Annotated in this window: 21 protein-coding genes and 2 tRNA genes; 21 read left to right on the top strand and 2 right to left on the bottom strand. The window is 47.3% G+C overall.

Annotated features, from left to right (window positions below; translation table 11 throughout):
• Nucleotides 1-579: 579 nt before the first annotated feature.
• The 21 genes from pyrR to QNO02_RS20585 all read left to right on the top strand — a co-directional run bounded on the left by pyrR (nucleotide 580) and on the right by QNO02_RS20585 (nucleotide 22,177).
• Nucleotides 580-1,143 (top strand): bifunctional pyr operon transcriptional regulator/uracil phosphoribosyltransferase PyrR, encoded by a 564-nt coding sequence (pyrR, locus tag QNO02_RS20685; protein ID WP_091034809.1) that lies wholly within the window; start codon nucleotides 580-582, stop codon nucleotides 1,141-1,143.
• Nucleotides 1,143-2,054, top strand: coding sequence for an aspartate carbamoyltransferase catalytic subunit (locus QNO02_RS20680; protein WP_036614815.1), 912 nt, complete (start codon nucleotides 1,143-1,145; stop codon nucleotides 2,052-2,054). Before pyrR ends, QNO02_RS20680 begins: the two co-directional genes overlap by 1 nt.
• Before the next feature lie 126 nt (nucleotides 2,055-2,180).
• Nucleotides 2,181-3,485, top strand: a complete 1,305-nt coding sequence (pyrC, locus tag QNO02_RS20675; protein ID WP_289389866.1) for a dihydroorotase — start codon at nucleotides 2,181-2,183, stop codon at nucleotides 3,483-3,485.
• A 436-nt stretch (nucleotides 3,486-3,921) separates the two neighbouring features.
• Nucleotides 3,922-5,067 (top strand): glutamine-hydrolyzing carbamoyl-phosphate synthase small subunit, encoded by a 1,146-nt coding sequence (gene carA / locus QNO02_RS20670; RefSeq protein ID WP_289389864.1) that lies wholly within the window; start codon nucleotides 3,922-3,924, stop codon nucleotides 5,065-5,067.
• Nucleotide 5,068: 1 nt separating this feature from the next.
• Entirely contained in the window at nucleotides 5,069-8,287 is a 3,219-nt protein-coding gene (gene carB / locus QNO02_RS20665; protein ID WP_062835433.1) for a carbamoyl-phosphate synthase large subunit, read from the top strand.
• A 103-nt stretch (nucleotides 8,288-8,390) separates the two neighbouring features.
• Nucleotides 8,391-9,131 (top strand): orotidine-5'-phosphate decarboxylase, encoded by a 741-nt coding sequence (gene pyrF, locus QNO02_RS20660; RefSeq protein WP_289389861.1) that lies wholly within the window; start codon nucleotides 8,391-8,393, stop codon nucleotides 9,129-9,131.
• Nucleotides 9,128-9,769: an orotate phosphoribosyltransferase gene (gene pyrE / locus QNO02_RS20655; RefSeq protein ID WP_036614805.1), complete on the top strand. Its 642-nt coding sequence runs from the start codon at nucleotides 9,128-9,130 to the stop codon at nucleotides 9,767-9,769. The genes pyrF and pyrE overlap by 4 nt, the downstream gene beginning before the upstream one ends.
• A gap of 271 nt (nucleotides 9,770-10,040) precedes the next feature.
• Entirely contained in the window at nucleotides 10,041-10,988 is a 948-nt protein-coding gene (locus QNO02_RS20650; protein ID WP_133385527.1) for an ABC transporter ATP-binding protein, read from the top strand.
• Nucleotides 10,951-12,060, top strand: coding sequence for an efflux RND transporter periplasmic adaptor subunit (locus QNO02_RS20645; RefSeq protein ID WP_091028513.1), 1,110 nt, complete (start codon nucleotides 10,951-10,953; stop codon nucleotides 12,058-12,060). Before QNO02_RS20650 ends, QNO02_RS20645 begins: the two co-directional genes overlap by 38 nt.
• Complete coding sequence (locus QNO02_RS20640) at nucleotides 12,060-14,981, top strand: ABC transporter permease (RefSeq protein WP_133385526.1); 2,922 nt, start codon at nucleotides 12,060-12,062, stop codon at nucleotides 14,979-14,981. The genes QNO02_RS20645 and QNO02_RS20640 overlap by 1 nt, the downstream gene beginning before the upstream one ends.
• Before the next feature lie 2 nt (nucleotides 14,982-14,983).
• Entirely contained in the window at nucleotides 14,984-15,847 is an 864-nt protein-coding gene (locus QNO02_RS20635; RefSeq protein ID WP_091028519.1) for an ABC transporter ATP-binding protein, read from the top strand.
• 20 nt (nucleotides 15,848-15,867) lie between these two features.
• Nucleotides 15,868-17,319 (top strand): ABC transporter substrate-binding protein, encoded by a 1,452-nt coding sequence (locus tag QNO02_RS20630; protein ID WP_133385525.1) that lies wholly within the window; start codon nucleotides 15,868-15,870, stop codon nucleotides 17,317-17,319.
• Between the two features lie 106 nt (nucleotides 17,320-17,425).
• The gene (locus QNO02_RS20625) at nucleotides 17,426-17,617 is read left to right on the top strand and encodes a hypothetical protein (RefSeq protein ID WP_047843730.1); all 192 of its coding nucleotides are present in this window, start codon (nucleotides 17,426-17,428) and stop codon (nucleotides 17,615-17,617) included.
• Nucleotides 17,618-17,688: 71 nt separating this feature from the next.
• Nucleotides 17,689-17,762 (top strand) — tRNA-Met (locus tag QNO02_RS20620).
• 56 nt (nucleotides 17,763-17,818) lie between these two features.
• Nucleotides 17,819-17,892: transfer RNA gene (locus QNO02_RS20615), tRNA-Ile, on the top strand.
• A 182-nt stretch (nucleotides 17,893-18,074) separates the two neighbouring features.
• Nucleotides 18,075-18,500, top strand: coding sequence for a hypothetical protein (locus QNO02_RS20610; RefSeq protein WP_062835427.1), 426 nt, complete (start codon nucleotides 18,075-18,077; stop codon nucleotides 18,498-18,500).
• 237 nt (nucleotides 18,501-18,737) lie between these two features.
• Nucleotides 18,738-20,294, top strand: a complete 1,557-nt coding sequence (locus tag QNO02_RS20605; RefSeq protein ID WP_133385524.1) for a tetratricopeptide repeat protein — start codon at nucleotides 18,738-18,740, stop codon at nucleotides 20,292-20,294.
• 146 nt (nucleotides 20,295-20,440) lie between these two features.
• Nucleotides 20,441-20,608, top strand: a complete 168-nt coding sequence (locus QNO02_RS20600) for a hypothetical protein (RefSeq protein WP_165980229.1) — start codon at nucleotides 20,441-20,443, stop codon at nucleotides 20,606-20,608.
• Nucleotides 20,609-20,783: 175 nt separating this feature from the next.
• Nucleotides 20,784-21,458 carry a carbon-nitrogen hydrolase family protein gene (locus QNO02_RS20595; RefSeq protein ID WP_289389855.1) on the top strand — a complete coding sequence of 225 codons (675 nt, stop codon included), beginning with the start codon at nucleotides 20,784-20,786 and terminating at the stop codon, nucleotides 21,456-21,458.
• 117 nt (nucleotides 21,459-21,575) lie between these two features.
• On the top strand, nucleotides 21,576-21,689 hold the full coding sequence (locus QNO02_RS20590) for a YjcZ family sporulation protein (protein WP_082219140.1): 114 nt from the start codon (nucleotides 21,576-21,578) through the stop codon (nucleotides 21,687-21,689).
• 158 nt (nucleotides 21,690-21,847) lie between these two features.
• The gene (locus tag QNO02_RS20585) at nucleotides 21,848-22,177 is read left to right on the top strand and encodes a DUF1904 family protein (protein ID WP_133385522.1); all 330 of its coding nucleotides are present in this window, start codon (nucleotides 21,848-21,850) and stop codon (nucleotides 22,175-22,177) included.
• 41 nt (nucleotides 22,178-22,218) lie between these two features.
• On the opposite strand, the gene QNO02_RS20580 is transcribed toward QNO02_RS20585, so the two are convergent.
• Both QNO02_RS20580 and QNO02_RS20575 read right to left on the bottom strand, forming a co-directional pair.
• Nucleotides 22,219-23,442, bottom strand: coding sequence for an MFS transporter (locus QNO02_RS20580; RefSeq protein WP_133385521.1), 1,224 nt, complete (start codon nucleotides 23,440-23,442; stop codon nucleotides 22,219-22,221).
• A 140-nt stretch (nucleotides 23,443-23,582) separates the two neighbouring features.
• Nucleotides 23,583-23,771 (bottom strand): DUF6199 family natural product biosynthesis protein, encoded by a 189-nt coding sequence (locus QNO02_RS20575; RefSeq protein WP_051447369.1) that lies wholly within the window; start codon nucleotides 23,769-23,771, stop codon nucleotides 23,583-23,585.
• Between the last annotated feature and the right edge of the window lie 107 nt (nucleotides 23,772-23,878).

Raw genomic sequence — 23,878 nt, 5'->3', positions numbered from 1 at the left:
AATTGGACCTAATGCAGAGCTTTCATATATTGCTTAAATGAGACTCACCGTTTCTTCTAAAAAGAAGTGTTTTGTCTCTACATAAGCATAGTCAAAGGTTTATTTTGGTTATATCAAATTTCTCATTTGCCTATGGATAAATATGCAGAAATGTTGTATAATTATGAATAACCAATGAGATGTATTGTGCATGGATGTTTTTCAGCCTAACTGCTGATTCTAAGAAGAACGTAGCAGAGGGTTTTCACCTGCGATGGTGAGGTGTTGACAGGGGGTTGTCTTTCTGTCATAATTCATGAAGACAAACGGACATATTGATTACAGAACCCTGTGAGGTCCTGCAATATGAACGACATGAATAGCACCTTTAAATCAGTCCCGTGAGACTGGCAAGGTAACGTGAACGATACATCGTTTTTTTGCTGCGGCAAATGAAGCGATGCATCCCCGAGAGTAAACTTTCTTCAGAGCGGTCTGAAGTTCGGAGACTCCTTGCCAATAAACACGGCAAGGAGTCTTTTTTTTTCTCCTCGTCACGGGGCCATGATGCTGAAGGGAAATCCTGAGGAGGCTGAACGCATGAGCACAGAGACACATGTCATTATGGATGAGACGGCGATCCGCCGCGCACTAACACGGATTGCCCATGAGATATTGGAGAAAAACAAAGGAATCGACGATTGTGTGCTGGTCGGTATCCGCACACGCGGGGTTTACCTCGCAGAACGGATTGCCGCCAAGATTGAAGAAATCGAAGGCGCCAAAGTCCCCTGGGGAGAACTGGATGTGACTCCTTACCGCGATGACCGCTTGGACGAAAATAAAGCGAATCGCAAGGAAAGGTTGATTATGACACCTGAATCACTTTCGATTCATAACAAAAAAGTGATTTTGTTCGATGATGTGCTCTATACCGGACGGACGATTCGCGCAGCGATGGATGCCCTGATGGACTGTGGAAGACCGCAGAACATTCAGCTGGCTGTACTCGCAGACCGCGGACACCGGGAACTTCCAATTCGACCTGATTTTATCGGCAAGAATGTGCCAACTTCCAAATCAGAGGAGATCGAAGTTGCACTCATGGAAACGGACGGACAGGACGAAGTCAAAATCACTCAGAACCGGGGGGAGCAAGCATAATGATTACACAGACAGCATTGAGAGACCGAAGCTTGCTTGGACTGAAGGAACTTAGTCGAGGAGAAATCGAGTCCATTCTGAACAGAGCGGCTCACTGGGAAGCGCAGAAAGAGAAACTGGCTCCTGTACTGGAATCACGCTTTGTTGCGAACATGTTCTTCGAGAACAGCACACGTACCCGCTTTTCCTTCGAAATGGCAGAGAAACGCCTGGGTGCACAAGTGCTGAACTTTACGGCAGCCGCATCCAGTGTGGAAAAAGGAGAGTCCATCTACGATACGGTACGAACACTTGAGTCGATGGGCATTGATGCAGGCGTGATCCGGTTGAAACCGGCAGGCGTTCTGCAACAACTGGCTCAGAAAGTGAATGTACCACTCGTGAACGCCGGAGATGGCAACAATGAGCATCCCACACAGGCGTTGCTGGATCTCTACACAATGAGGAAAGCATTTGGCGAACTGAAGGGCTTGCGTGTCTCCATCATTGGTGACATCCTGCATAGCCGTGTAGCTCGTTCCAACCTGTGGGCACTGCAAAAGTTTGGTGCAGATGTACGCTTCTGTGCTCCGCAAACGATGCAGGCACCGGAACTCGCAGAGCATGCTCCTTATGTCGGTCTTGAAGAAGCGCTGGATGCAGATGTAGTCATGATGCTCCGTGTTCAACTGGAACGTCATCAACATGGCTTAATTACTTCAGCTGAGGATTATCGCGAACACTACGGATTGACGGAAGAACGGGCATCACGTCTAAAACCAAGCACCATTATCATGCACCCTGCTCCTGTGAATCGCAACGTCGAGGTAGATGACGCGGTTGTGGAAAGTGAAGCATCACGGATCTTCCCGCAGATGGCAAATGGCGTTCCCATCCGCATGGCGGTTATGGAACGTGCGATGAAACTGTAACAGGGTCTGGCTGTGGGTCATAGGCTGACGGTACGGTAGTTCTTATTGAGCAATAAGAGAGTACACGATAAAGAAAATCATCCGGCTTGCCTGGTAAGCTGGACAGAACCGAAGCGGAGGGCAATTATGCTACAGATTATAAAAAACGCGAACGTCTTGAACCAAAAAGGGGAACTTGAACGGAAAACCATCATTATAGATGAAGGTAAAATTAAAAAGATCGCTGGTCTGGAAGACCAAGCTGTACTAGATGCCGAAAAATCAGCGCAGAGTGTAACAGACGCATCAGGCAAACTGGTCATTCCGGGATTGATCGATATGCACGTGCATCTGCGTGAACCTGGATTCGAACACAAAGAGACGATCGAGACAGGTGCCCGTTCAGCAGCACAAGGTGGTTTTACAACAATCGCTTGCATGCCAAACACAAGACCAGTAACAGATACAGCGGAAGTTGTGAAGCTGGTACTGGATAAGGCCAAAGAAGCTGATCTGGTTAAAGTGTTGCCTTATGCTGCCATTACAAAAAATGAACTGGGTCGTGAACTTACCGATTTTGCCGCATTAAAAGAAGCAGGCGCTATTGGATTCACAGATGACGGTGTAGGCGTACAAAACGCTCAAATGATGAAAGATGCCATGAGCCTCGCAGCAAGCATGGATATGCCAGTGATCGCACACTGTGAAGATGACTCACTGGTTGTTGGTGGATATGTGACGGAAGGTGAGTTTTCGAAGCGCCACGGCATCAAAGGGATTCCAAATGAATCCGAAGCCATCCACGTTGGCCGTGATATCTTGCTCGCAGAAGCAACAGGAGTTCACTACCATGTCTGTCACGTAAGTACAGAGCAATCGGTTCGTCTGATTCGTCTAGCGAAGTCCATCGGCATTAAAGTAACTGCTGAGGTATGTCCACACCATCTGGTGTTGTCGGATGAAGATATCCCGGGCATGGATGCCAACTGGAAAATGAACCCGCCACTACGCTCACCACGCGATGTGCAGGCTTGTATTGAAGGCTTGCTAGACGGTACGCTGGATATGATCGTAACTGATCACGCGCCACACAGTGAAGAAGAGAAAGCCAAAGGCATGGAGCTGGCACCTTTCGGAATCGTAGGATTCGAAACCGCCTTCCCACTGCTGTACACCAAGTTTGTGGAAACAGGATTGTGGAGCTTGGACTTCCTGGTGAAACGTATGACAGCTGATCCGGCACGTGTATTCCGACTGGACACAGGCAAACTCGAAGAGGGAGCACCAGCCGATATCACGATGATTGACCTGAACGAGGAAAAAGCGGTTGATCCTGCAACGTTTGCAACTAAAGGAAGAAACACCCCATTCACAGGCTGGAAGCTGAAAGGCTGGGCCACACAAACATGGGTGGACGGCAAAAGCGTATGGAGCAACACTGTACAACAATAAAACGGTAACTCAGCAAATTTATAAAGCAGTAATCTTTAACTCTTTATATCAGTAACAGTAACTCTTAACTTTTAAAAACAACAAATCTTTTTAACTCTAACTTTAAAACTTAATCTACAACTTTTACACCAGTAACATCTTTTCAACTTACTCGAGGCAGATCATTGCCGAGAGTCAAATATACGAAACAAGCAAAGTTGAATGTCATGGTTTTGAACTTGGACACCAACGTAACTGCGGAGCGGACAGAAAAGACCCGAAGAAGCAAAGCGTTCGCCTTTATCACCGGATTACATCATTTGAAAAATGATAAAAAGTAATCCGGGGATAACAGCGATCAAAGGGTTTTCTGTCAGCGGAGCCGCACAATCGTAACGTCCCCCATGTTCAACCCAAATGCCATTCAACGTTGATAAACACAGAGGAGTGAAATGGGATGCAGGCACAGGCAAGATTATTGTTGGAAGACGGCACACTGTTCACCGGGAAAGCATTTGGTGCTGAAGGTGAAACTACAGGTGAGGTCGTTTTTAATACGGGAATTACAGGCTATCAAGAGGTGCTTTCGGATCCTTCCTATTGCGGTCAAATCGTAACCATGACGTATCCGCTGATCGGAAACTACGGCATTACGCGTGATGACTTTGAGTCGATTCGTCCATACGTACATGGTTTCGTTGTGCGTCGTCATGAGCCAACGCCAAGCAACTGGCGTGCGGAATACAGCGTAGACAATCTGCTCAAAGAATACGGCATCGTAGGAATCAGCGAAATTGATACACGCATGTTGACTCGCCGGATTCGTCACCACGGCACAATGAAGGGAATTCTCACAACAGGATCGAAGCCTGTGGAAGAACTGCTGGAGATGATGGGAGACACCACCATTGCCGAGCTGCGTAACCAGGTGCCAATGACTTCTACGGAGCATGTCTACAACAGCCCAGGAACGGCTGAACGTATTGTGCTTGTGGATTACGGTGCTAAAACAGGAATCTTGCGCGAACTCAGCAAACGTAACTGTGACGTTGTTGTTGTTCCACACGATGTAACAGCAGACGAGATTCGTCGCCTGAACCCGGATGGCATTCAACTGTCCAACGGCCCTGGGGACCCGAAAGACGTACCTCACGCAGTTAAGATGATCAGTGAACTGCTTGGCGAATACCCGATCTTCGGTATCTGCCTGGGTCACCAGTTGTTCGCACTTGCAGCAGGAGCAGACACCGAAAAACTTAAGTTCGGACATCGCGGAGGAAACCACCCGGTGAAAGAACTGGAGAGCGGACGTTGCTTCATCACATCCCAGAACCATGGATTTACCGTAAACGAAGAGTCTGTGAAGAGTACTACAGACCTGGAAGTTACACATATCAACAATAACGATAAGACCATTGAAGGTCTGAAACATAAATCATTCCCGGCATTCTCGGTTCAATATCACCCTGAAGCAGCCCCGGGTCCTTACGACAACAGCTATCTGTTCGACCGCTTCATCGAGATGATTCGCGAGCACAAGATCACTAACCCGCAAAAGCCGCGTCAAGCCGTATTGGCAGCCGCAGTGAAAGGAGCACAATAACATGCCGATTAACAAAGATCTCAAAAAAATCCTGGTGATTGGTTCCGGTCCAATCGTCATCGGTCAAGCGGCCGAGTTCGACTATGCCGGTACGCAAGCTTGCCAGGCTCTGAAAGAAGAAGGCGTGGAAGTTGTACTTATCAACAGCAACCCGGCGACCATTATGACGGATACAAACATGGCTGACAAAGTCTACATTGAGCCAATTACACTGGATTTTGTAACCCAAATCATTCGTCAGGAGCGTCCAGACGGCTTGCTGCCAACACTGGGTGGTCAGACAGGTCTGAACATGGCGGTAGAACTGGCACGTGCAGGCGTGCTGGAACGTGAAAATGTGAAATTGCTCGGAACACAGCTGACTTCCATCGAGAAAGCGGAAGATCGTGATCTGTTCCGTGACCTGATGCGTGAACTGGAACAGCCTGTACCTGAGAGTGTGATCGTAACGACACTTGAAGAATCACTTGAATTTGCAAATGAGATTGGTTATCCAATCATCGTGCGTCCAGCCTATACGCTGGGCGGAACAGGCGGCGGAATCTGTGCGAACGAAGAAGAGCTACGCGAGACCGTGGTAGCGGGAATTCGTTACAGCCCAATTGGGCAATGTCTGGTCGAGAAGAGCATTGCAGGCATGAAAGAAGTCGAGTATGAGGTTATGCGGGACAAAAACGATAACTGTATCGTTGTCTGCAACATGGAAAACTTCGACCCGGTAGGGGTTCATACAGGCGACAGTATCGTTGTAGCACCAAGCCAAACCCTGTCGGACCGTGAATATCAAATGCTGCGTTCAGCTTCCCTGAAAATCATCCGTGCCCTGAACATCGAGGGTGGATGTAACGTACAGTTTGCACTGGACCCACACAGCTTCCAATACTATGTTATCGAAGTAAATCCACGGGTAAGCCGTTCATCCGCTCTGGCTTCCAAAGCAACGGGTTATCCGATTGCCAAAATGGCTGCCAAAATTGCCATGGGTTACACGTTGGATGAAATCGTGAACCCGGTAACAGGCCAAACGTACGCTTGTTTCGAGCCTACGCTTGATTATATCGTGAGCAAAATTCCTCGCTGGCCGTTCGACAAGTTCATCTCGGCGAACCGTAAACTGGGAACTCAGATGAAAGCAACAGGCGAAGTAATGGCGATTGGCCGGACATTCGAAGAGTCGATTCACAAAGCAGTTCGTTCCCTGGAAATTGGCGTACATCGCCTCTACCTGAAGGATGCCGAAACGCTGGACGAAGCTACCTTGAACGAACGTCTGATCAAAGCAGATGATGAGCGTATCTTCCTGATTGCCGAAGCATTCCGCAGAGGTTATACGTTGCAACAGCTACAGGATTTGACCAAGATTGACTGGTGGTTCCTGGACAAAATCGAAGGTCTGATCGCATTCGAAGATCGCATTCGCGAAGAATCCGAATTGTCTTCCGACATTCTGTATCAAGCGAAACGCCTTGGATTCACAGACCGTGCCATTGCTGAACTGCGTGCGCAAGGTCAACCAGGAGGCACATTAACAACTGAAGCGGAAGTTAGAACTCGTCGGGAAGCAGAGAACCTGCGCCCAGTGTACAAAATGGTAGATACATGTGCTGCTGAGTTCGAAGCAACAACGCCATATTACTACTCAACTTACGAGACAGAGAATGAAGTGATCCCTTCAGACAAGCAAAAAGTTGTGGTACTTGGTTCAGGACCAATCCGGATCGGTCAAGGGATCGAGTTCGACTACTCTACTGTACACGCAGTATGGGCATTACAAAAAGCAGGATATGAAGCAGTCATTATCAACAATAACCCGGAGACGGTGTCTACGGACTTTAATACATCAGATCGCCTGTACTTTGAACCGCTCTTCTTCGAAGATGTCATGAACGTGATTGAACAGGAGAAACCAGTAGGGGTTATCGTACAGTTCGGTGGTCAAACGGCCATCAACCTGGCAGCACCACTGCGTAATGCAGGTGTAACCATTCTCGGAACGGATCTGGAAAGCATCGATGAGGCGGAGGATCGCAAGAAGTTCGAACGTCTGCTCTCCCGTCTGGAGATTGCACAGCCAAAAGGTAAAACAGTCATTTCCGTTGATGATGCGGTAGAAACAGCTCAAAGTCTGGGCTACCCGGTACTGGTTCGTCCTTCCTATGTACTTGGCGGTCGTGCGATGGAGATTGTATACTCCGATGCTGAATTGCTGACATACATGGAACAGGCGGTTAAAATCAATCCAGAGCATCCGGTCCTGATCGACCGTTATATGATGGGTAAAGAAGTTGAGGTTGACGCCATCTGTGATGGTGAAACGGTATTGATTCCAGGAATCATGGAACATATCGAGCGTGCAGGGGTTCACTCTGGTGACTCCATCGCGGTATATCCTCCTCAACACCTGTCCCAGGATATGAAAGAGAAAATTGTAGAGATTACAATCAAAATTGCGAAAGAACTGAAAACGGTAGGTTTGGTCAACATCCAGTTTGTTATCCATGATGGCCAAGTGTACATTATCGAGGTGAACCCGCGTTCATCCCGTACCGTACCATTCCTGAGCAAAGTAACAAACATTCCGATGGCGAACTTGGCAACACAAGCCATTCTGGGTGTGAAACTAAAAGATCTTGGTTATGTTGACGGGCTGTGGCCTGAATCGGATCATGTATCTGTTAAAGTTCCGGTCTTCTCCTTCGCGAAGCTGCGTCGTGTAGAACCAACCCTCGGACCTGAGATGAAGTCTACAGGTGAGGTTATGGGTCGTGACCCGAATTACGCTAAAGCGTTGTTCAAAGGTCTCATCGGCGCTGGAATGAAAATTCCGGCAACCGGAGCGATCGTAGTAACTGTAGCAGACAAAGACAAAGACGAAGCGGTTCCTTTGCTCGAAGGTTTCTACAGACTGGGTTACAAAATCATGGCTACCGGCGGAACAGCAGCTGCGCTTGAAGCAGCGAACATTCCGGTAACGACTGTGAACAAATTAAGTGAAGGTTCGCCGAATATTCTGGATATGATCCGCAGCGGCGAAGCAAACTTTGTCTTCAACACACTCACCAAAGGCAAAACACCGCAGCGTGATGGATTCCGTATCCGTCGTGAAGCGGTAGAAAACGGCATTGTATGTATGACTTCATTGGATACGATTCGTGCGCTGCTGATTATGCTGCAAACGATCAACTTCTCTTCGGAAGCAATGCCTGTCTTTGTAAAATAAATAACTCTCTGATGAAGGACATCAGTCAGCCTGCGGGCTGGCGGGATGTCCTTTATATCGGGCAAAAACGGAAAAAATGAGCAAGTGGAGGGGAGCGCTGGTGATGAATCAAGCGAGTTTCAATGAAATGGCTGGCCGTCTGATGGTGGCACTGGATTATCCTGGAGCGGAAGAAGCGAAAGCATTGGTACAAGCTCTTGAAGGCATTCCCTGTTATCTCAAGGTGGGTATGCAGCTGTTCTACGCAGCAGGACCTGACTTTATTCGGGGGTTGAAATCCAAAGGTTACTCCGTTTTTCTGGATGTGAAAATGCATGACATTCCCAACACCGTTCGTGGCGGTGCTGAAAGTATCACACGTCTTGGGGTAGACATGTTCAATGTACATGCAGCGGGTGGAGCCCTCATGATGCGTGCTGCACGTGAAGGTGCTGAGGCAGCAATCGCTGCCTATCCTTCCCTTAGCAAGCCCGAGATCATTGCAGTCACCCAACTCACCAGTACAAGTCTGGAAACGATGAATAACGAGATTGGCATCCCGGGAAGTGTGGAAGCTGCTGTGGTCCGTTATGCAGGACTGGCCCAAGAGGCTGGACTGGATGGGGTTGTTGCTTCTCCGCTGGAAGTACCTGCAATTCGGGCAGCGTGTGGCAGTGCTTTTCACACCGTTACACCAGGAATTCGTCCAGCGGGTAGTGGTCTGGGAGATCAGACACGCGTCTTGACGCCGGGTGAAGCCATCGCCAGAGGCAGTCATTACATTGTTGTAGGCAGACCCATTACAGGCGCTCCCAATCCGCGTGAAGCGGCAGAAACCATTTTGAAGGAGATGTTGAACGCATGATCGAACTGAATGAGATTCCGAATCATATTGCTTCCCAACTGTTGAAAATTAAAGCCGTGGCGTTACGTCCACAGCAGCCATTTACATGGACATCCGGCATCAAATCACCAATATACTGCGATAACCGCTTAACGATGTCCTATCCGGAGATTCGCAACGATATCGCTGAAGCTTTCGCAACGATTATTCGTAACCAATACCCGGATGCAGAAGTCATTGCAGGTACGGCAACCGCAGGTATCCCGCATGCTGCTTGGGTGGCTCAGAAGCTGGATCTGCCGATGGCCTACATTCGTGATAAAGCGAAAGGACACGGCAAGGAGAACCTGATCGAAGGTCTGATTACCGAAGGACAGAAAGTGGTTGTCATCGAAGACCTGATCTCTACAGGTGGAAGCTCGATCAAAGCAGCCGAAGCTGTACGTGTAGCAGGCGCAACACCGCTCGCCGTACTTGCCATCTTCAGCTACCAGCTGGATAAAGGTGTTAAAGCATTTGAAGATGCTGGAATTCCACTTCAGACGCTGTCCAATTACACCGCGCTGATGGATGTGGCTTTGGCTCAGGGAACAATTCAAGAGAGTGACTTTGAATTGCTCAAATCCTGGCGTGAAGATCCTTCTTCATTTGGTAAATAATATCATTGGTACCTCGAAAAAATGTTATGAATAAACGGTATCAAAATTGTAATGATTGCCGTCATAGCGGCAAAACGATCGAATATGCAAGAGGCATCCCGCACTTTGGGGTGCTTTTTTCGTTTGTTCATCAAAATATTAACTTTTTCACTCTACCGTTGTAAAAAGCTTGTAACTTTTAGTTGTGATCGGTCGTTTATAATTCAGTGTAGGTTGGAACAGATTTCTAATTTTAGGTTTTTTGAAGAAATGATCGGGATATCAAGAAAGGATGAGCGTGATTGTTGGCATGAAGAATTTATTTCTCAGAAAAAGAACTGCCAAGAGCCAGTCAGGCGATGAACATCAACAGGGGGAAACACCGTTGGAGGCATCGACGGAGTCGGGGGAAAATACATACATAAGTGAACCAGCGCACCCGACAAGTGAAGTATCTTTATCTGAAAGTGAAATCGCTTCGGATGAAGTGGCTGCAGCTGCTGTCACCACCGTTGATGAACCCCAGAAGAAGATCAAACCAAAAAAGGATATGTTACCTCCATATGATGGACCTGTACTGGAGGTGCGTAACGTGCATCGCAGTTTCCAGACAGGCAGTCGCATTATCCATGTGCTCAAAGGCATTGATATGGAAGTGAATCCGCAACAACTGGTCATGCTGAAGGGGCGATCGGGCTCAGGCAAAACAACACTCCTGAATATGCTCGGTGGACTGGATCAGCCTTCAAGTGGAGACATTCTGTTCTCTGGTCAGCCTCTTCAGGATTGGGGAGACCGGCGGCGGACCGCTTTGCGGCGCAAAGAGATCGGTTTTATTTTCCAGGCATATGCACTCATGCCCTTATTATCTGCTTGGGAAAATGTAGAACTGTCGCTGCGCATGGCGGATGTTCCGCGAGCGGAATGGAAGGACAGGGTTGGTCACTGTCTGGATCTGGTTGGACTATCCAAACGGGTGAAGCACCGACCATTCGAGATGTCCGGGGGAGAGCAACAGCGTGTGGCTATAGCCAAGGCCATTGCCCATAGACCCAGATTGTTGCTTGCGGATGAGCCTACAGCGGAATTGGATTCCAAGATGGGCGCTCAGGTCATGGCCGTATTCCGCAATATTATTGAAGTAGAACAAGTAACAATATGTATGACTACACACGATCCTACAATTTTGGAGGTTGCGGACCATGTTTATGAAATGGCGGACGGCAGATTTATCAGGTAAAGGGGCCGCTCCGAAGAGGGGGAAACGCGCAGCACTTATTGTACTTGGTGCGATAATGGTTGCAACGATGTCCGGCTGCTCATTGCTGCCGTCAGAAACAGAAGAAGAAGTGCTTCCGCCTATTACGCCGCCAACGATCTCCAAGAAACCGGAATATGAAGTCCGGACGGAAACGTTGGAGAAAAAAGTAAGTGGTAGTGGCAAGATGATGAGTCAGCGGGAAGAGAAGGTGTACTTCACGCTTGATGGCATGCATGTCAAAGAGTTAAATGTTAAACCAGGGGATAAAGTGAAAAAGGGCCAACTTCTCGCGGTGCTCGATGTGGAGAGTGTGGAGAAGGAGATCCGTGGCAAGAAACTGGCTATTCGCAAATCCGAAGTTCAAATGAAGGAAACACTCCGCAAGAAGGATGAGATGGACCCGGTGGAGTTCGAAGAAGCAACGATTGCTTTTGAAGAACTGCGCCAGGAACTCGCTGATCTGGAAGAACAACTGGGCAAAGCCACGTTGACTGCTCCGTTTGGCGGTACCGTTATTGCTGTGCAGGTAGAGAAGGGTGCAGCCGTGAAAGCGTATGATCCGATTGCTACGATTGCGGATACATCCAATCTGGTTGTGGCAGCTACCTTTGCCAAGGAAGATCTGGAGAAGTTCTCAGCTGGGATGAAGGCAGAAGTAGATATTAATGGAGCTGGTAAAGTCGCTGGCAAAATTAAAGTCATGCCTATCGCGGAAGCATCGGGAAGCGGCAGTGGCGAAGGGACGGGTGAAGGCGGTACGCCTCCAACCAAGGAAACGCTGGATAAGTATGTTATCGTTACCCTTGCAAAAATGCCAAAAGGCGTGGAACGTGGCACACCACTATCGGTCTCAATTGTAACGCAGCGTACCGAGAACGCAATTGTGATTCCTGTATCCGCTTTACGCTCCATCGGTTCAAGAACGTATGTACAAGTCGTGGAGAGTGATGGTAGCAAGCGTGAAGTGGACGTTGAAGTTGGTCAGCAGACATCGACAGATGTCGAGATTCTGAAAGGTCTGACCGTAGGCCAGAAAGTAGTGGGACGCTAATGGGGCTGCCATTGCTTCGGCTGCTGTTCCGCAAAATGTGGAACACGCGCTGGATGACCTTCAGCACACTGATCGGATTGATTGTGGCGGTAGCGTTCACCGTCAGTATTCCAATGTATGCCGATGGTGCGCTGAAACGGGTTGTCGCGCAGACGCTGCAGGATAACAGTGAAGGGTTGCCAGCCGGTTCGTTGCTGATGAGTTATCAGGCACCAGGTGGCGTGAAGACAGACACTCGGGGTCTGGACGAAGTAGATCGTTATATTCGTGAGGATGTTCCTCGCGACATCGGGTTTCCTTTTCATACGTATGTGAATTCGAGATCCATTCGCAGCACAGAGGTAAGCCCGGAAGATCCAACCAAAGTGGATGCCAGCAGGGTACGCAGTATGAGTCTGGGTACGATGAGTGGGCTGGATGCACAGGTGAATTACTCTGCCGGGGTGAAACCTGGAAACCAGGTCAAAGATGACACGATCGAGGCAGTCATGTTGGAAGAGGGCATGTACCGTAACGATCTGCATATCGGTGACATTCTGGAATATCCGGTGTATAGCGGCCTTGATATTACGTTACGTGTGAAGATTACGGGGTCCTTCAAGGCAGATGATCCGAACAGCCCTTACTGGGTACAGGGATTTGACGGCATGATGAATGGACTTTATGTGGATGAATCGGTTTTTAATGATGTTTTACTGAAGGAAAAAGGGATTCCACTTCAAAATTCACGTTGGTATTATGCCTTTGATCTGAAAGAAATTCAAACCAGCCAGTTATCAGGTCTGACTTCCATGCTGGAAAGGCTGGATATCGATCTGTACCAGCGGCTGAAAGATACAAAAGTGGACATCACCTTTGGTGATCTGCTCAAGCAGTTCCGCAGTCAGAGTCTGCAATTGCAGACCATGTTGTTTACCTTGGCAGCACCGATGATTGCGATGGTCTTTTATTTCATTGCGATGAATGCCAGACAGTCATTACAAAAGCAAGAGAGTGATATTGCGGTATTGCGCAGCCGTGGAGCTTCAGCTCGGCAGATCTTCTCTCTTTACCTGCTTGAAGGCATATTTCTGGGCGCTATTGCGCTGGTTATTGGGCCGTTGCTTGGTTGGTTTATGGCCAAGAGTATCGGTTCAGCAAGTGGTTTTCTCTCGTTCGTAGATCGGAAGTCCATTCCAATCGGTGTATCCAAAGAAGCTATTCTCCTGGGCGTAGCAGCGGTCCTTGTTGCGATCATCGCATCACTTATCCCTGCGATAACCTATGCACGGGCAACCATTGTATCTGCCAAACGGCGGCAAGCACGGACAGACCGTGCTCCAGTATGGCAACGCTGGTTCCTGGACGTTGTGTTGCTGGGTCTGGCCGGATATGGATACTACCTGTTCTATGAACGTCAGATGTTGACCTTCCAGACCGGAATGACAACTGATCAGTTGCAGGTACAGCCGTTTCTGTTCTTTGTACCTGCACTCGCTATCTTTGCGCTTGGACTATTCTTCCTGCGCTTGTTCCCGTGGATATTAAAGCTCATTCAGTTGATCGGTCGCAAGTTTCTCCCGGTCCCGTTGTATCTGACATTAACACAGCTATCGCGTTCATCTTCTTCATATTATCCGCTGATGATCCTCCTTGTACTGACACTGGGACTTGGGGTGTACAACTCGGCTGCTGCTCGGACGATTGATCTGAATTCCACTGAGCGTACCTTGTACCGTTATGGTTCTGATGTGATTATGCAGACTGTGTGGGAAGGAACACCTGAGGTTAAACCCGGTGGTTCCGGACAGAACGGCGGTACGGGTGGAGGTCAACAAGGTGGTGGCAATGGAGGAGGAGGTTCTGCTGGTGGTGGTTCCGGCGGAGGCAATGGCGGTGGAGGTGCTCCAGGTGGTGGCGGCGGTTCTTCGCAGCCATCCAAAGTCATCTACTCCGAACCTCCATTTGAAGTGTTCCGCAGATTAGACGGGGTTGAACATGCAGCACGAGTGCTGCAGACCAAAGGCAATATTATCGTCTCTGGTAAATCGGGCGGACAGGGGATGCTGGTCGGAATTGATAATGTGGACTTTGCTCAAGTGGCGTGGTTCCGCAACGATCTGTTCCCGGCACATCCCTACAAGTATCTTGACTTGCTTGGTAAATATGAAGGGGCTGTATTGATCTCTTCCAAATTTGCTGACAAGTTCAAACTCAAAACTGGAGATCTCGTCTCCATGGGTGTACAGGGACAGGCGATTGAATTCGTCGTGTTTGGGATCATTCCTTACTGGCCAGCCCAGTATCCGGATCAGATGCCATTCTTCGTGGCGAATCTGGATTATATCTATGATCAGGTGCCTCTGATTCCTTATGAGGTATGGCTGAAAATGGAACCGGATGCCAAAGTGGCTCCACTAATGGAGAAACTTGCAGCAGAAGGCATTGAGTTATCTTCTGTGCGTGACGTCCGCACCGAGTTGGTATCCCAAGGTAAACACCCGTCACGAGGTGGCGTATTCGGGATTCTGAGCCTTGGTTTCCTGGTATCGGTAATTATCTCGTTGATCGGATACGTGCTGTACTGGTTCTTCAACCTGTCCGGACGTGTTGTGCAGTTTGGTGTATTACGAGCCATGGGGTTATCACGCGCACAACTGAGCGGTATGCTGCTGCTGGAGCAGGTGTTCACAGCAGGGCTATCGATCCTGCTAGGTATTGGGATTGGTCAGGTATCCAGTCGTTTATTCCTGCCATTCCTGCAAACGACGGATAATGTATCTGCTCAGGTACCTCCATTCCGGATTGTGTTTGAACAGCAAGATATGTTGCAACTGTATGGGGTCACCGTAGTGATGCTGGTCATTGGTGCAACGATGTTGCTCTGGCAGATTCGCAGATTGCGGGTTCACCAGGCAGTCAAAATGGGAGAGGAGAGGTAAACGTGATCCAATGCGAAGGACTTGTCAAAATTTTTAAATCCAGCGATGTGGAAGTCGTTGCCCTTCAGGGTCTCAACCTGACTGTCAATCAAGGTGAAATGATGGCTATCATCGGTAACAGCGGTAGCGGTAAATCCACGCTGCTGAATATTCTGGGCGGGCTTGATCGTCCTACAGCTGGTACGGCTGTTGTGGGAGACTGGGATTTGCTGAAAATGACAGATGCCCAATTGGTCGAATACAAACGTCATACGGTAGGTTTTATCTGGCAAAATAACGGTCGTAACTTGCTGCCTTATCTCACTGCACTGGAAAATGTGGAGACTCCCATGATTCTGGGAGGCAAGCGTGATCGTGCTTACGCGAAACAGTTGCTCGAGTGGGTAGGCCTTAAGGATCGGATGCATAACAAATTGCATCAATTGTCAGGAGGAGAGCAACAACGGGTAGCAATTGCGATCTCATTATCCAATCGTCCCAAAATTTTGCTTGCAGATGAACCTACAGGTTCGGTCGATTCCGAGACATGTGATACAATCATGGGCATTTTCCGAAGAATGAACAAGGAACTCGGCGTTACGATTGTCATCGTTACCCATGACTTGACGCTTGCTGGCAAGGTAGACCGGATCGTTGCGATTCGGGACGGCTTGACCAGTACCGAGTTTGTGAAGCGCAACCCGAATCTGGATGATGAGCATAACTTGTCCGAATCGGGTATGCCGGACATTCACGAAGCATTTGTCATTATTGACCGTGCAGGGCGGCTTCAGGTGCCAAAAGAGTATCTGGAGGCCTTATCCATTGATAACCGGGCTACATTGGAATTTGACGGTGAACGTATTGTCATTACACCGCCAAGATAATTAAGAGGGGGAACTGGGAAATGAAGAATAGTATATGGGGAAAACGTGTGCTGGCTGTCATCGCTACTGCGACGCTAGCACTGCCGCTGATTGCTGGCTGTACGGCAAGTGAGGCCAAGGATACGGAGCAGCGTGTATTACGTGTGGCTACGTTGTGGGGAGGACAGGATGACAGTTACTTCCGTCAGCAATTCACCGATGCTTTTGAATTGACACATCCCAATGTAACCATCGAAATTGTAGCTGCTGTTGATCAGAGCAGCATGTATGGTTATGGCAACACGGAAGAACAGCCGGAAGTCCCGGATACGATGGAGAGTCTGAAGAAGATTATGACTGGGGATAACCCGGTTGACGTTATCGTGGCCGATACCGCCACTGTGAAATCATTAATTCAGGAGAATCTGGTGAAACAGCTGGACCCACTGATGCAGGAAGATAAGTTTGATACCAGTGATATCGTGCCTAGTGTACTGGAGGGAATTAAGGACCTTGGGGATCAGAGCATCTATGCATTGACACCAACGTTCTCTTCATCGGCTTTGTTCTATAACAAGGGTATGTTTGAAAAAGCAGGCGTGGAACCGCCAACGGACAACATGACATGGGACGATATTTTCAATCTGGGTACCCGTCTAACGAAAGGTGAAGGTAAAGACCATGTATTTGGTTTCTCCTTCACGACATATCAGGGTGGTTCGCCGTACTACTCCATGCAACAGTACTACAGCTCGTTGCAGCTGAAGACGTTTGATGACAAAGCAGAGAAGATGACAGTAGATTCTCCTCAATGGGAGAAAGTATGGAGCACCATCAGCAAACTTGCGATTGACAAAGTTATTCCTAAAGGTGACGAACCACAAGATCAGAATCCGAGTGGACGATACGATCCGGTACAGGGTGACCTATTCCTGAGCGGCAAGTCAGCCATGGTTATTGGTGATTACAGCTATATTAATCAATTAATTGATGCGAATAAAAATGCGGATAAAATGAAAGACTTTACGAAAGTGGATTGGGATGTTGTAACACCTCCAGTTCACCCGGAAGCTCCTGAAATTGGAGGCAGCATCTACCTGAGCAACCTCATGGCGATTAATAGTGCGGCTCAGAACCCGGATGATGCGTGGGAGCTGATCAAGTACATGAACAGTGAGGACTGGGCTAAGATCAAAGCACGCAGCAGCTATGAGATGGTATCACGTAAGAGCTTCATTAAGCCCAAAGACGGCCTGGATTATAACATTCAAGCATTCTATGCGCTGAAGCCGATTCCGCCAACAAATACCAATCTGGATAAAATGTATCAAAAATCCCCAGGTTTATGGCAAGTAAATGAAAAAGGTATGGAATATTTCAACCAAGTGCTAGAAAACAAAAAGACACCAAAAGAAGCACTTGGTGAGTGGGCAGCTAAAGGAAACGAGATGCTGGAGAAATTGAAAAAGGATCCTAAAGCTACGTTTCAGTGAGATTTGATGAAGTAGTCATATCATGATCAGGATATAGCCGCTGAAGATTTTAATCTTTGGCGGCTATTTTTATGAAAATGGGGTATTCTACAAAAAGCAGGAATAAATGACGACTCCGGAAAGGACGAGCGGTATGCACTGGGTATATTTCAGCAAGTTGTATGCAACCAAATTTCAGGCAGGATGTCTGGCCAAACGTATGGAGCAGGATGGGTGGATTTACGGTCATAATGAACCGGCGGAAGTTGAAGTTTATCGATCACGTAAAGGTCGTTATGGTGTACGTTTTATTCCCTGACTTTACCCCTTGACTTATAGGGTGACGATAGTGTATATTAATTAAGTCGCTGTTTTAATATTTCTTACTGACGCGGGGTGGAGCAGCCCGGTAGCTCGTCGGGCTCATAACCCGAAGGCCGCAGGTTCAAATCCTGCCCCCGCAATTTAGTTTCACTTGGATGATTCACAGCCATCATCTGCACGTTATACATTATGTCTAGGGCCCTTAGCTCAGTTGGTTAGAGCGGTCGGCTCATAACCGATTGGTCACAGGTTCGAGTCCTGTAGGGCCCATACTCTTAAAACCCTTGCCTAGCAAGGGTTTTTTTCTGTCTGCATGTCAGCTCTGGAGTAAAAGGTATCTTGTTAATGGTGTCTTTCTAGTATGCCCTTTTTTTGCGTAATTCAGTGTATGTCCACGCCGTACACCAAATCTCGCATATACTATCCTATCCCACACATAGGAGGTAGATTTCATGAGTCAATTTATTGATGCAAGAACCTCGCAGAATGCGAGTTTGGCTAACTCAATTGCCATACCAATCCTTGTAATTAACACGCCTCAATTATTTGGACAAATCGGTTTGATAACCACTGCTGGCATTGGAGCAAACCCGCGGGTGCAGTTCAAGGGAACTGTGTCTGTACAACTTCCTTTAGCGCTGGTTGGTATCACCATCACAATTGTCAGAGGAACTGCGCCAACAGATCCTGTTATTTATTCTGCAACTTCCACATTTAGTTTGAGCATCCTGGCACCTCAGATTATTACCTTCTCTGCCGATGACTTCAACCCACCAATTACACCTCAATTGACGTACACTGCATTTGTGAGTTCCAACTTGTTGGGTACGATCCGTGTAGGCCCCGAGAACTTCGACGGAGTCTTGTATTCCGACTAATGCTCAGCGGCCTTGCCTAAATGAATTAGATCAATATTCTTCTTGAATGAAGGACATCACAGACCTGCCCTCAAAAGCAGGTTTTTTTCTAGTTAAAGGGGAAAACTGAACTTCATCGAGTAGGCAGGGTTCTATGATATAATGCATTACAGAGACTGAATGGTATTCGAACTAAAGTAGTCCGTCAACATCTGAGAATCTTATGAAATTAGTGATAGAAAGCAGGTTTCCATTTTAATGACGTCAAATGAAAGTCAACGTTTTCGTTACAGCGAAGCTCCAGTCTGGGATTGGCAGAGAGCTTATTATGAACAGAAGGGGCTAGAGGCTTGGACAGAGAATCAGGTCCCTCAATATATTACCAGTAATCCGATGATTGCCACGGCGTATGCAGAGATGATTTTTGGCTTTCTTCAGGACCTCGCGAACAAGGGACAGATCACCGAGACCGTGACTATTCTGGAACTTGGGGCGGGTGTAGGGCGTTTGGCACACCAAATCCTGCTTAAACTGATTGAATTAAAGGATTTTGCAGGAATAGATTTACCTCCTTTCAGATATGTATTGACAGATCTCGTAGCGGAGAATGTGCGGGGTTGGAGAAAGCATCCATCCATGCAATCCTTTATTCAACAAGGTATAGTGGATTTTGCGCGTTTTGACGCTGTAGCAGATACGGAGCTAAAACTGGTCGTTGCGGGTACAGTTATTCGGCCGGGTGATCTGAAACAACCGTTGTTGTTGATTGCCAATTACTTTTTTGACAGCATTCCGCAGGAATTAATCTATATTGGGGATGGCGAGATCTACGAGTGCGATCTGCTTGTTCAGTCTCCGGATCGTCGTCATGATCTTGAACCCGCTGAGATGCTGAAGAACATGACGCTGAGTTATGAGTATCGCCGAGCGCCTGAATACAGTGCAGATAACTATCCGTATTCGGAACTGATCACATTGTACAAGGCGGAGCTGGAGGATTCACACATCCTTTTTCCCGCAATTGGCTTGTCCTGTCTCGAACGGTTGAACAGGCTGTCTCAGTCAGGTTATGTGTTGATTACCGCTGATAAAGGGGATCATCGACTGGATAACTGGAAGTTCGCAGAGCCACCTGAATTCGTTCTGCACGGGAGTTTTTCTTTAACGGCTAACTACCATGCGATTCAATATGTCTTGGAACAACAGGGAGCACATACGCGATTCACAACACATCATTATAAAGATCTGAATGTTGGGTGCATGTTAATGGTGGACGAACCGATCAGTTATGTGAATACACGTCTCGCCTACCATCGATTTGTTGAACGTTTTGGACCGGATGACTTTTTCAGCATGAAACAATGGGTAGACTCTCGAATAGAGAGTATGGAGTTGAAGCATATTTTACCGTTTTGGCGTCTGGGTGGATATGATGCAGAGTTCTTGATTCACAGTGCAACGCACATTTCCAGTCTTCTTCCCGATGCAAGTGATGAGGAAATGCTTGATATTCAGTCTGGTATTCATACGATGTGGTCGTCCTACTATGTGATGGAGCAGCAAGGAGGTCTCGCATTTCTGGCAGGGCAGCTATTATATGAGATGTATATGTATGAGGATGCAAAACGGTTTCTGGAGATATCATTGGTTGCAGATCCGAGCAACCATAATCCGGCAGTCTTGTACGACTTGGCTGTGTGCTGTTATGAACTTGAACTTGAAGAAGAAACCTTGTCCTATACCCATAAAGTACTGGCCCTGGAACCCGATCACGAAGAGGCAGCAGCGTTGCTCCAGAGTTTCGAGTTGATCTGAACGGAACAATTGAAGTCCTGTCTCCTATATGTATCTTGGATGTAATTGGTAATGTTTATATAGAAATTGAAACCTTTAATTGAACTTCATCGTATTAATGGGATATTCAACCAATTATTTCTATAGTACATAAAGGAGACAGAGCTATGAAGAAAATGTTATCCGTTGCATTATATCCATTTGCTTGGGTGTTGGGGGCACTGAGTATTTTATCTGGAAATGCAGACAGTGTCCTATTGGTGAAAGATATCGCTACAGATCGAAGCTATGATGGGCAGGCTATCTATGATAGTATTGAACGTAGAAATGCCTAACTACATATCATTCAACTGTAAAGGTAATTGGTTCGTCGAGCAATAACATGAGAATCAATTACTCTTGAAGCGAAGTGCGTTGAGCAGGAACACTGTCTGTCCGTACAACCTTTAAGCTGGTTTTGTACCTTATTCAGGTATGAACCGGCTTTTATTTATGAATGGGGGATACCAGATGAAGATTATTATTGGACAACCGAGGCTTGAACAGGATTTGCTGCAGCTTGAAGCCGAACTCAAGCAACACCCTGATGCGGATATATTGTTTTTTCCTGAAGGTTATCTGAACCAAAATGTTGAGGAAGCTTGCAGGTTGGCGGCTGCATATGGGACCATGATTGTATCAGGTCATCGCAGACTGGACGAACGTCCAAAGGACCGATCCATCATCATCAATAAGGCTGGAGAGATTGTATTGGAGAAAGCTAAATATACACCTGCTGAGACGGTTGAGGAACAGGGTTGGGTAATAAGCACTTTGTTGTGTGATGAGCTGGTCCTGCAAGGATTTTGCAACGAGAATATAGGGAATGTGGACATTGTGATGCATTCCATTGGTGTGGGCATGTTCAGTGAAAAACAGTACAGTGAGTGGGTCGAAGAGGCTCGGCAGATCGCCATGAAGCATCAATGTATTGTCATGGGGACAAGCCATGCGGATGGTTCGTACCGTGATAGCGAGATCTCCATTCCAATCGCCTATTGTATAACACCTGATGGAGAGGTTGTTCTGGCATCCCGTAGTGATACACGTACTCGTACAATCCTTCTGGATAGAGAAAATGCAGACCCATCGCCTCAGGAGACACGACAAAAACAACTGAAAATCTCTATCGCTCCATCCGGTTAAATCACCGGGTATGAATCCTTGATGAATGGGCTGATGAACTTGCCGATTCGCCCGGTCACTTGCGCGGAATACGCATATGTTATGGCATACCTTGAAATTCAAAGGAGGCCAATCAAAATGAGTCAAGTTGGATACGGTTGTTGTAATGCTGGTGGCGGATGGACTTCTACAAGTGCAATTCTCGTGCTTTTCATCCTGCTGGTGATCATCACAAAATCTTTCTGGCTGTAAGTCACGTATAGAAACGTGCAAACAGTGGCTCCGCTGAGACTTCAGCGGGGCTTTTCCTATTTAAAAGAAGCAACATAGCCATCCATGACATTTGACAACTGAAAACAATGTGCTTAAAATCACATAAGAGACTATTAACAGAGATTGAAGGGATAGCAATGCCGTTTATTCGCTTTAAAGGATTCACAGGTCCTCAGCTAGAGGAAGTTGTACCCCAAATTACAGAGCAGATGGCCCTAATTACTCATATTCCAAGGGAGAGAATGAAGGCAGAGCGTCATGATGTACAAGCGCTAACACCTTCTCCGGCTTCTATAGAGATTCTGATGTTTCAACGTGACCAGGAAATTCATAATCGGATTGCATCGTCGGTGCAAGCTATTTTGGAAGAAGCATACATGCCGGATGTGCATATTTTCTTCAATATATTGTCACCTACTTTGTATTATAAACAAGGCAAGCCGTTGACAGATTATCGATTGGATTGAGATTGTAAGGGACGAGCAGAATGTTGCTCGTCTCTTTTGATTTACATATTTTTCGTACGTTTAGCAATGGGATGGTTCCTGTTAACCCTGCTCAACGATAATGAGCATAACGCAGACACAATAAACAAGGCTCCACCGATAAGGTATACCCATCGAACACCGAGTTGATCGGCGACTAGACCAAAGATGACTATGGATACACTCATAACCGTGGATATCAGGACGCCATGTGCGGCGTATACCTTGGTTAGGGATTCGACAGGTACACTGTTCTGAAGCGCTGTCCGCTGAGCCACGTCACGAATCTGATGAACTGGACCCATGAGTATGCATAACACCAGAGCGAGCCATGGCAGGTTGTTTAGACCATAAACGACGGTCAGCAGGCTGAAGAGAAGAGATCCCATGGTCATACTAGCGATTAGATGTTTCTGAATACGTTTGGCCAGTGCAAGAGCCAGAATACCTCCAAGCATGGTTCCAGCAGCATAACTCGAGTTCATGAGTCCCCACCAACCTTCTCCTCGTCCCAGAACTTCTTTTGCAAAGGCTAGCGTAACAGCTCCGATCCAGATGGAACCCGCAAGCGCCTGGGCAATGTCCATAAGCGTAATCAGTCGTAAGGTTGGATTGTTCCAAAGTATACTCCAACCTTCCCTCAATACATTCCGCGATACACCAAATTTCTGGGGTTGTTCTACATTCCGTGTGAGCGAGCCCATGGCAATCATGAAGATCAGAACGGCCCAGGACAGGCTTGTAGCTGCCCAGAAGGTCTGTGACGCCCCCCAGTTCATCACGGCGAATCCCGTCATGGCATAACCGACAATGGTTACAGTCTGATTGGAGAAAGATAGAAGGCTATTTGCTTTTATAAGGTCTTCGCCTTGAACCAATCGTGGCGTTAAAGTCTTCAGTAACGGAGTTTCCCATCCGTCCAGTAAGGATAGTATGACCACTCCGAGCAATAGAAGCGGCAGTTGTGAAATCAAGTGATTCAACGAAATGGCTATACAGGTCATGATTAACGTTTTGGCTATGGAAATGCTGATCAATAGTCTGGAGAATGGGAAACGGTTCACAAGTAATGGCAAAGTAAAACCTGCTATTATGCGTGCAATGATCTGAATAAGTGGGAACATTGCAGCAGAGAGTACCGATCCAGTGAGACCGTATATATACGTAGTAATGACCATGATATATATGACATTAATAAGCGAGAGCAGCGTTTTGGCGGCCCAGTACGGATAAAATGCGATGTTCATGCCAATGATGTCCTTTCCGAAACGATATATCTATATTACGGGCATTGTCATCATTGCACCACAAACAAAGTTATCATTTTCCCGTCATTTCACCACAAAAAAACTGCCCAACAGGGCAGTCATCTTCTAATGCCTATAGTTCATGCCATAGCGAGTGTGAAGGCGATAAGCAACATCAGCAGGCTGGTCGTTCTGACCATAGTCATATAAGGCCTGCTGGGTTCGGCTTCACCCCGGGAAATCCAGCCATAACGCAGATACCAGCCGAATTTTGGGAAACAGAGATTGATGATACAGAGTACCATGAATATAAAAAAGAGGGTTCTCATACCCATCTTCCTTTCTCACTTACATAACGGATCTCATCTTAACGTTTGCGTCTGGTAAAAAAGACTACAATCAAAATGATAATGATAATAATTAACAGAAATTTCAT

Source organism: Paenibacillus sp. PK1-4R (genome assembly GCF_030369595.1).
Lineage (GTDB): Bacteria > Bacillota > Bacilli > Paenibacillales > Paenibacillaceae > Paenibacillus.
Note: the sequence above shows the minus strand (reverse complement) of the source record. Positions and strands in the feature narration are given on the sequence as shown.

What these genes read in the sequence shown, in the direction of transcription:
- QNO02_RS20680 (WP_036614815.1), top strand. Translation starts at nt 1,143, where the DNA reads ATGATTACACAGACAGCATTGAGAGACCGAAGCTTGCTTGGACTGAAG.
- QNO02_RS20605 (WP_133385524.1), top strand. Translation starts at nt 18,738, where the DNA reads ATGACGTCAAATGAAAGTCAACGTTTTCGTTACAGCGAAGCTCCAGTC.
- carA (WP_289389864.1), top strand. Translation starts at nt 3,922, where the DNA reads ATGCAGGCACAGGCAAGATTATTGTTGGAAGACGGCACACTGTTCACC.
- QNO02_RS20640 (WP_133385526.1), top strand. Translation starts at nt 12,060, where the DNA reads ATGGGGCTGCCATTGCTTCGGCTGCTGTTCCGCAAAATGTGGAACACG.
- carB (WP_062835433.1), top strand. Translation starts at nt 5,069, where the DNA reads ATGCCGATTAACAAAGATCTCAAAAAAATCCTGGTGATTGGTTCCGGT.
- QNO02_RS20650 (WP_133385527.1), top strand. Translation starts at nt 10,041, where the DNA reads ATGAGCGTGATTGTTGGCATGAAGAATTTATTTCTCAGAAAAAGAACT.
- QNO02_RS20610 (WP_062835427.1), top strand. Translation starts at nt 18,075, where the DNA reads ATGAGTCAATTTATTGATGCAAGAACCTCGCAGAATGCGAGTTTGGCT.
- QNO02_RS20630 (WP_133385525.1), top strand. Translation starts at nt 15,868, where the DNA reads ATGAAGAATAGTATATGGGGAAAACGTGTGCTGGCTGTCATCGCTACT.
- QNO02_RS20585 (WP_133385522.1), top strand. Translation starts at nt 21,848, where the DNA reads ATGCCGTTTATTCGCTTTAAAGGATTCACAGGTCCTCAGCTAGAGGAA.
- pyrF (WP_289389861.1), top strand. Translation starts at nt 8,391, where the DNA reads ATGAATCAAGCGAGTTTCAATGAAATGGCTGGCCGTCTGATGGTGGCA.
- QNO02_RS20590 (WP_082219140.1), top strand. Translation starts at nt 21,576, where the DNA reads ATGAGTCAAGTTGGATACGGTTGTTGTAATGCTGGTGGCGGATGGACT.
- pyrC (WP_289389866.1), top strand. Translation starts at nt 2,181, where the DNA reads ATGCTACAGATTATAAAAAACGCGAACGTCTTGAACCAAAAAGGGGAA.
- QNO02_RS20625 (WP_047843730.1), top strand. Translation starts at nt 17,426, where the DNA reads ATGACGACTCCGGAAAGGACGAGCGGTATGCACTGGGTATATTTCAGC.
- QNO02_RS20575 (WP_051447369.1), bottom strand. Translation starts at nt 23,771, where the DNA reads ATGAGAACCCTCTTTTTTATATTCATGGTACTCTGTATCATCAATCTC.
- QNO02_RS20580 (WP_133385521.1), bottom strand. Translation starts at nt 23,442, where the DNA reads ATGAACATCGCATTTTATCCGTACTGGGCCGCCAAAACGCTGCTCTCG.
- pyrR (WP_091034809.1), top strand. Translation starts at nt 580, where the DNA reads ATGAGCACAGAGACACATGTCATTATGGATGAGACGGCGATCCGCCGC.
- QNO02_RS20600 (WP_165980229.1), top strand. Translation starts at nt 20,441, where the DNA reads ATGAAGAAAATGTTATCCGTTGCATTATATCCATTTGCTTGGGTGTTG.
- QNO02_RS20645 (WP_091028513.1), top strand. Translation starts at nt 10,951, where the DNA reads ATGTTTATGAAATGGCGGACGGCAGATTTATCAGGTAAAGGGGCCGCT.
- pyrE (WP_036614805.1), top strand. Translation starts at nt 9,128, where the DNA reads ATGATCGAACTGAATGAGATTCCGAATCATATTGCTTCCCAACTGTTG.
- QNO02_RS20595 (WP_289389855.1), top strand. Translation starts at nt 20,784, where the DNA reads ATGAAGATTATTATTGGACAACCGAGGCTTGAACAGGATTTGCTGCAG.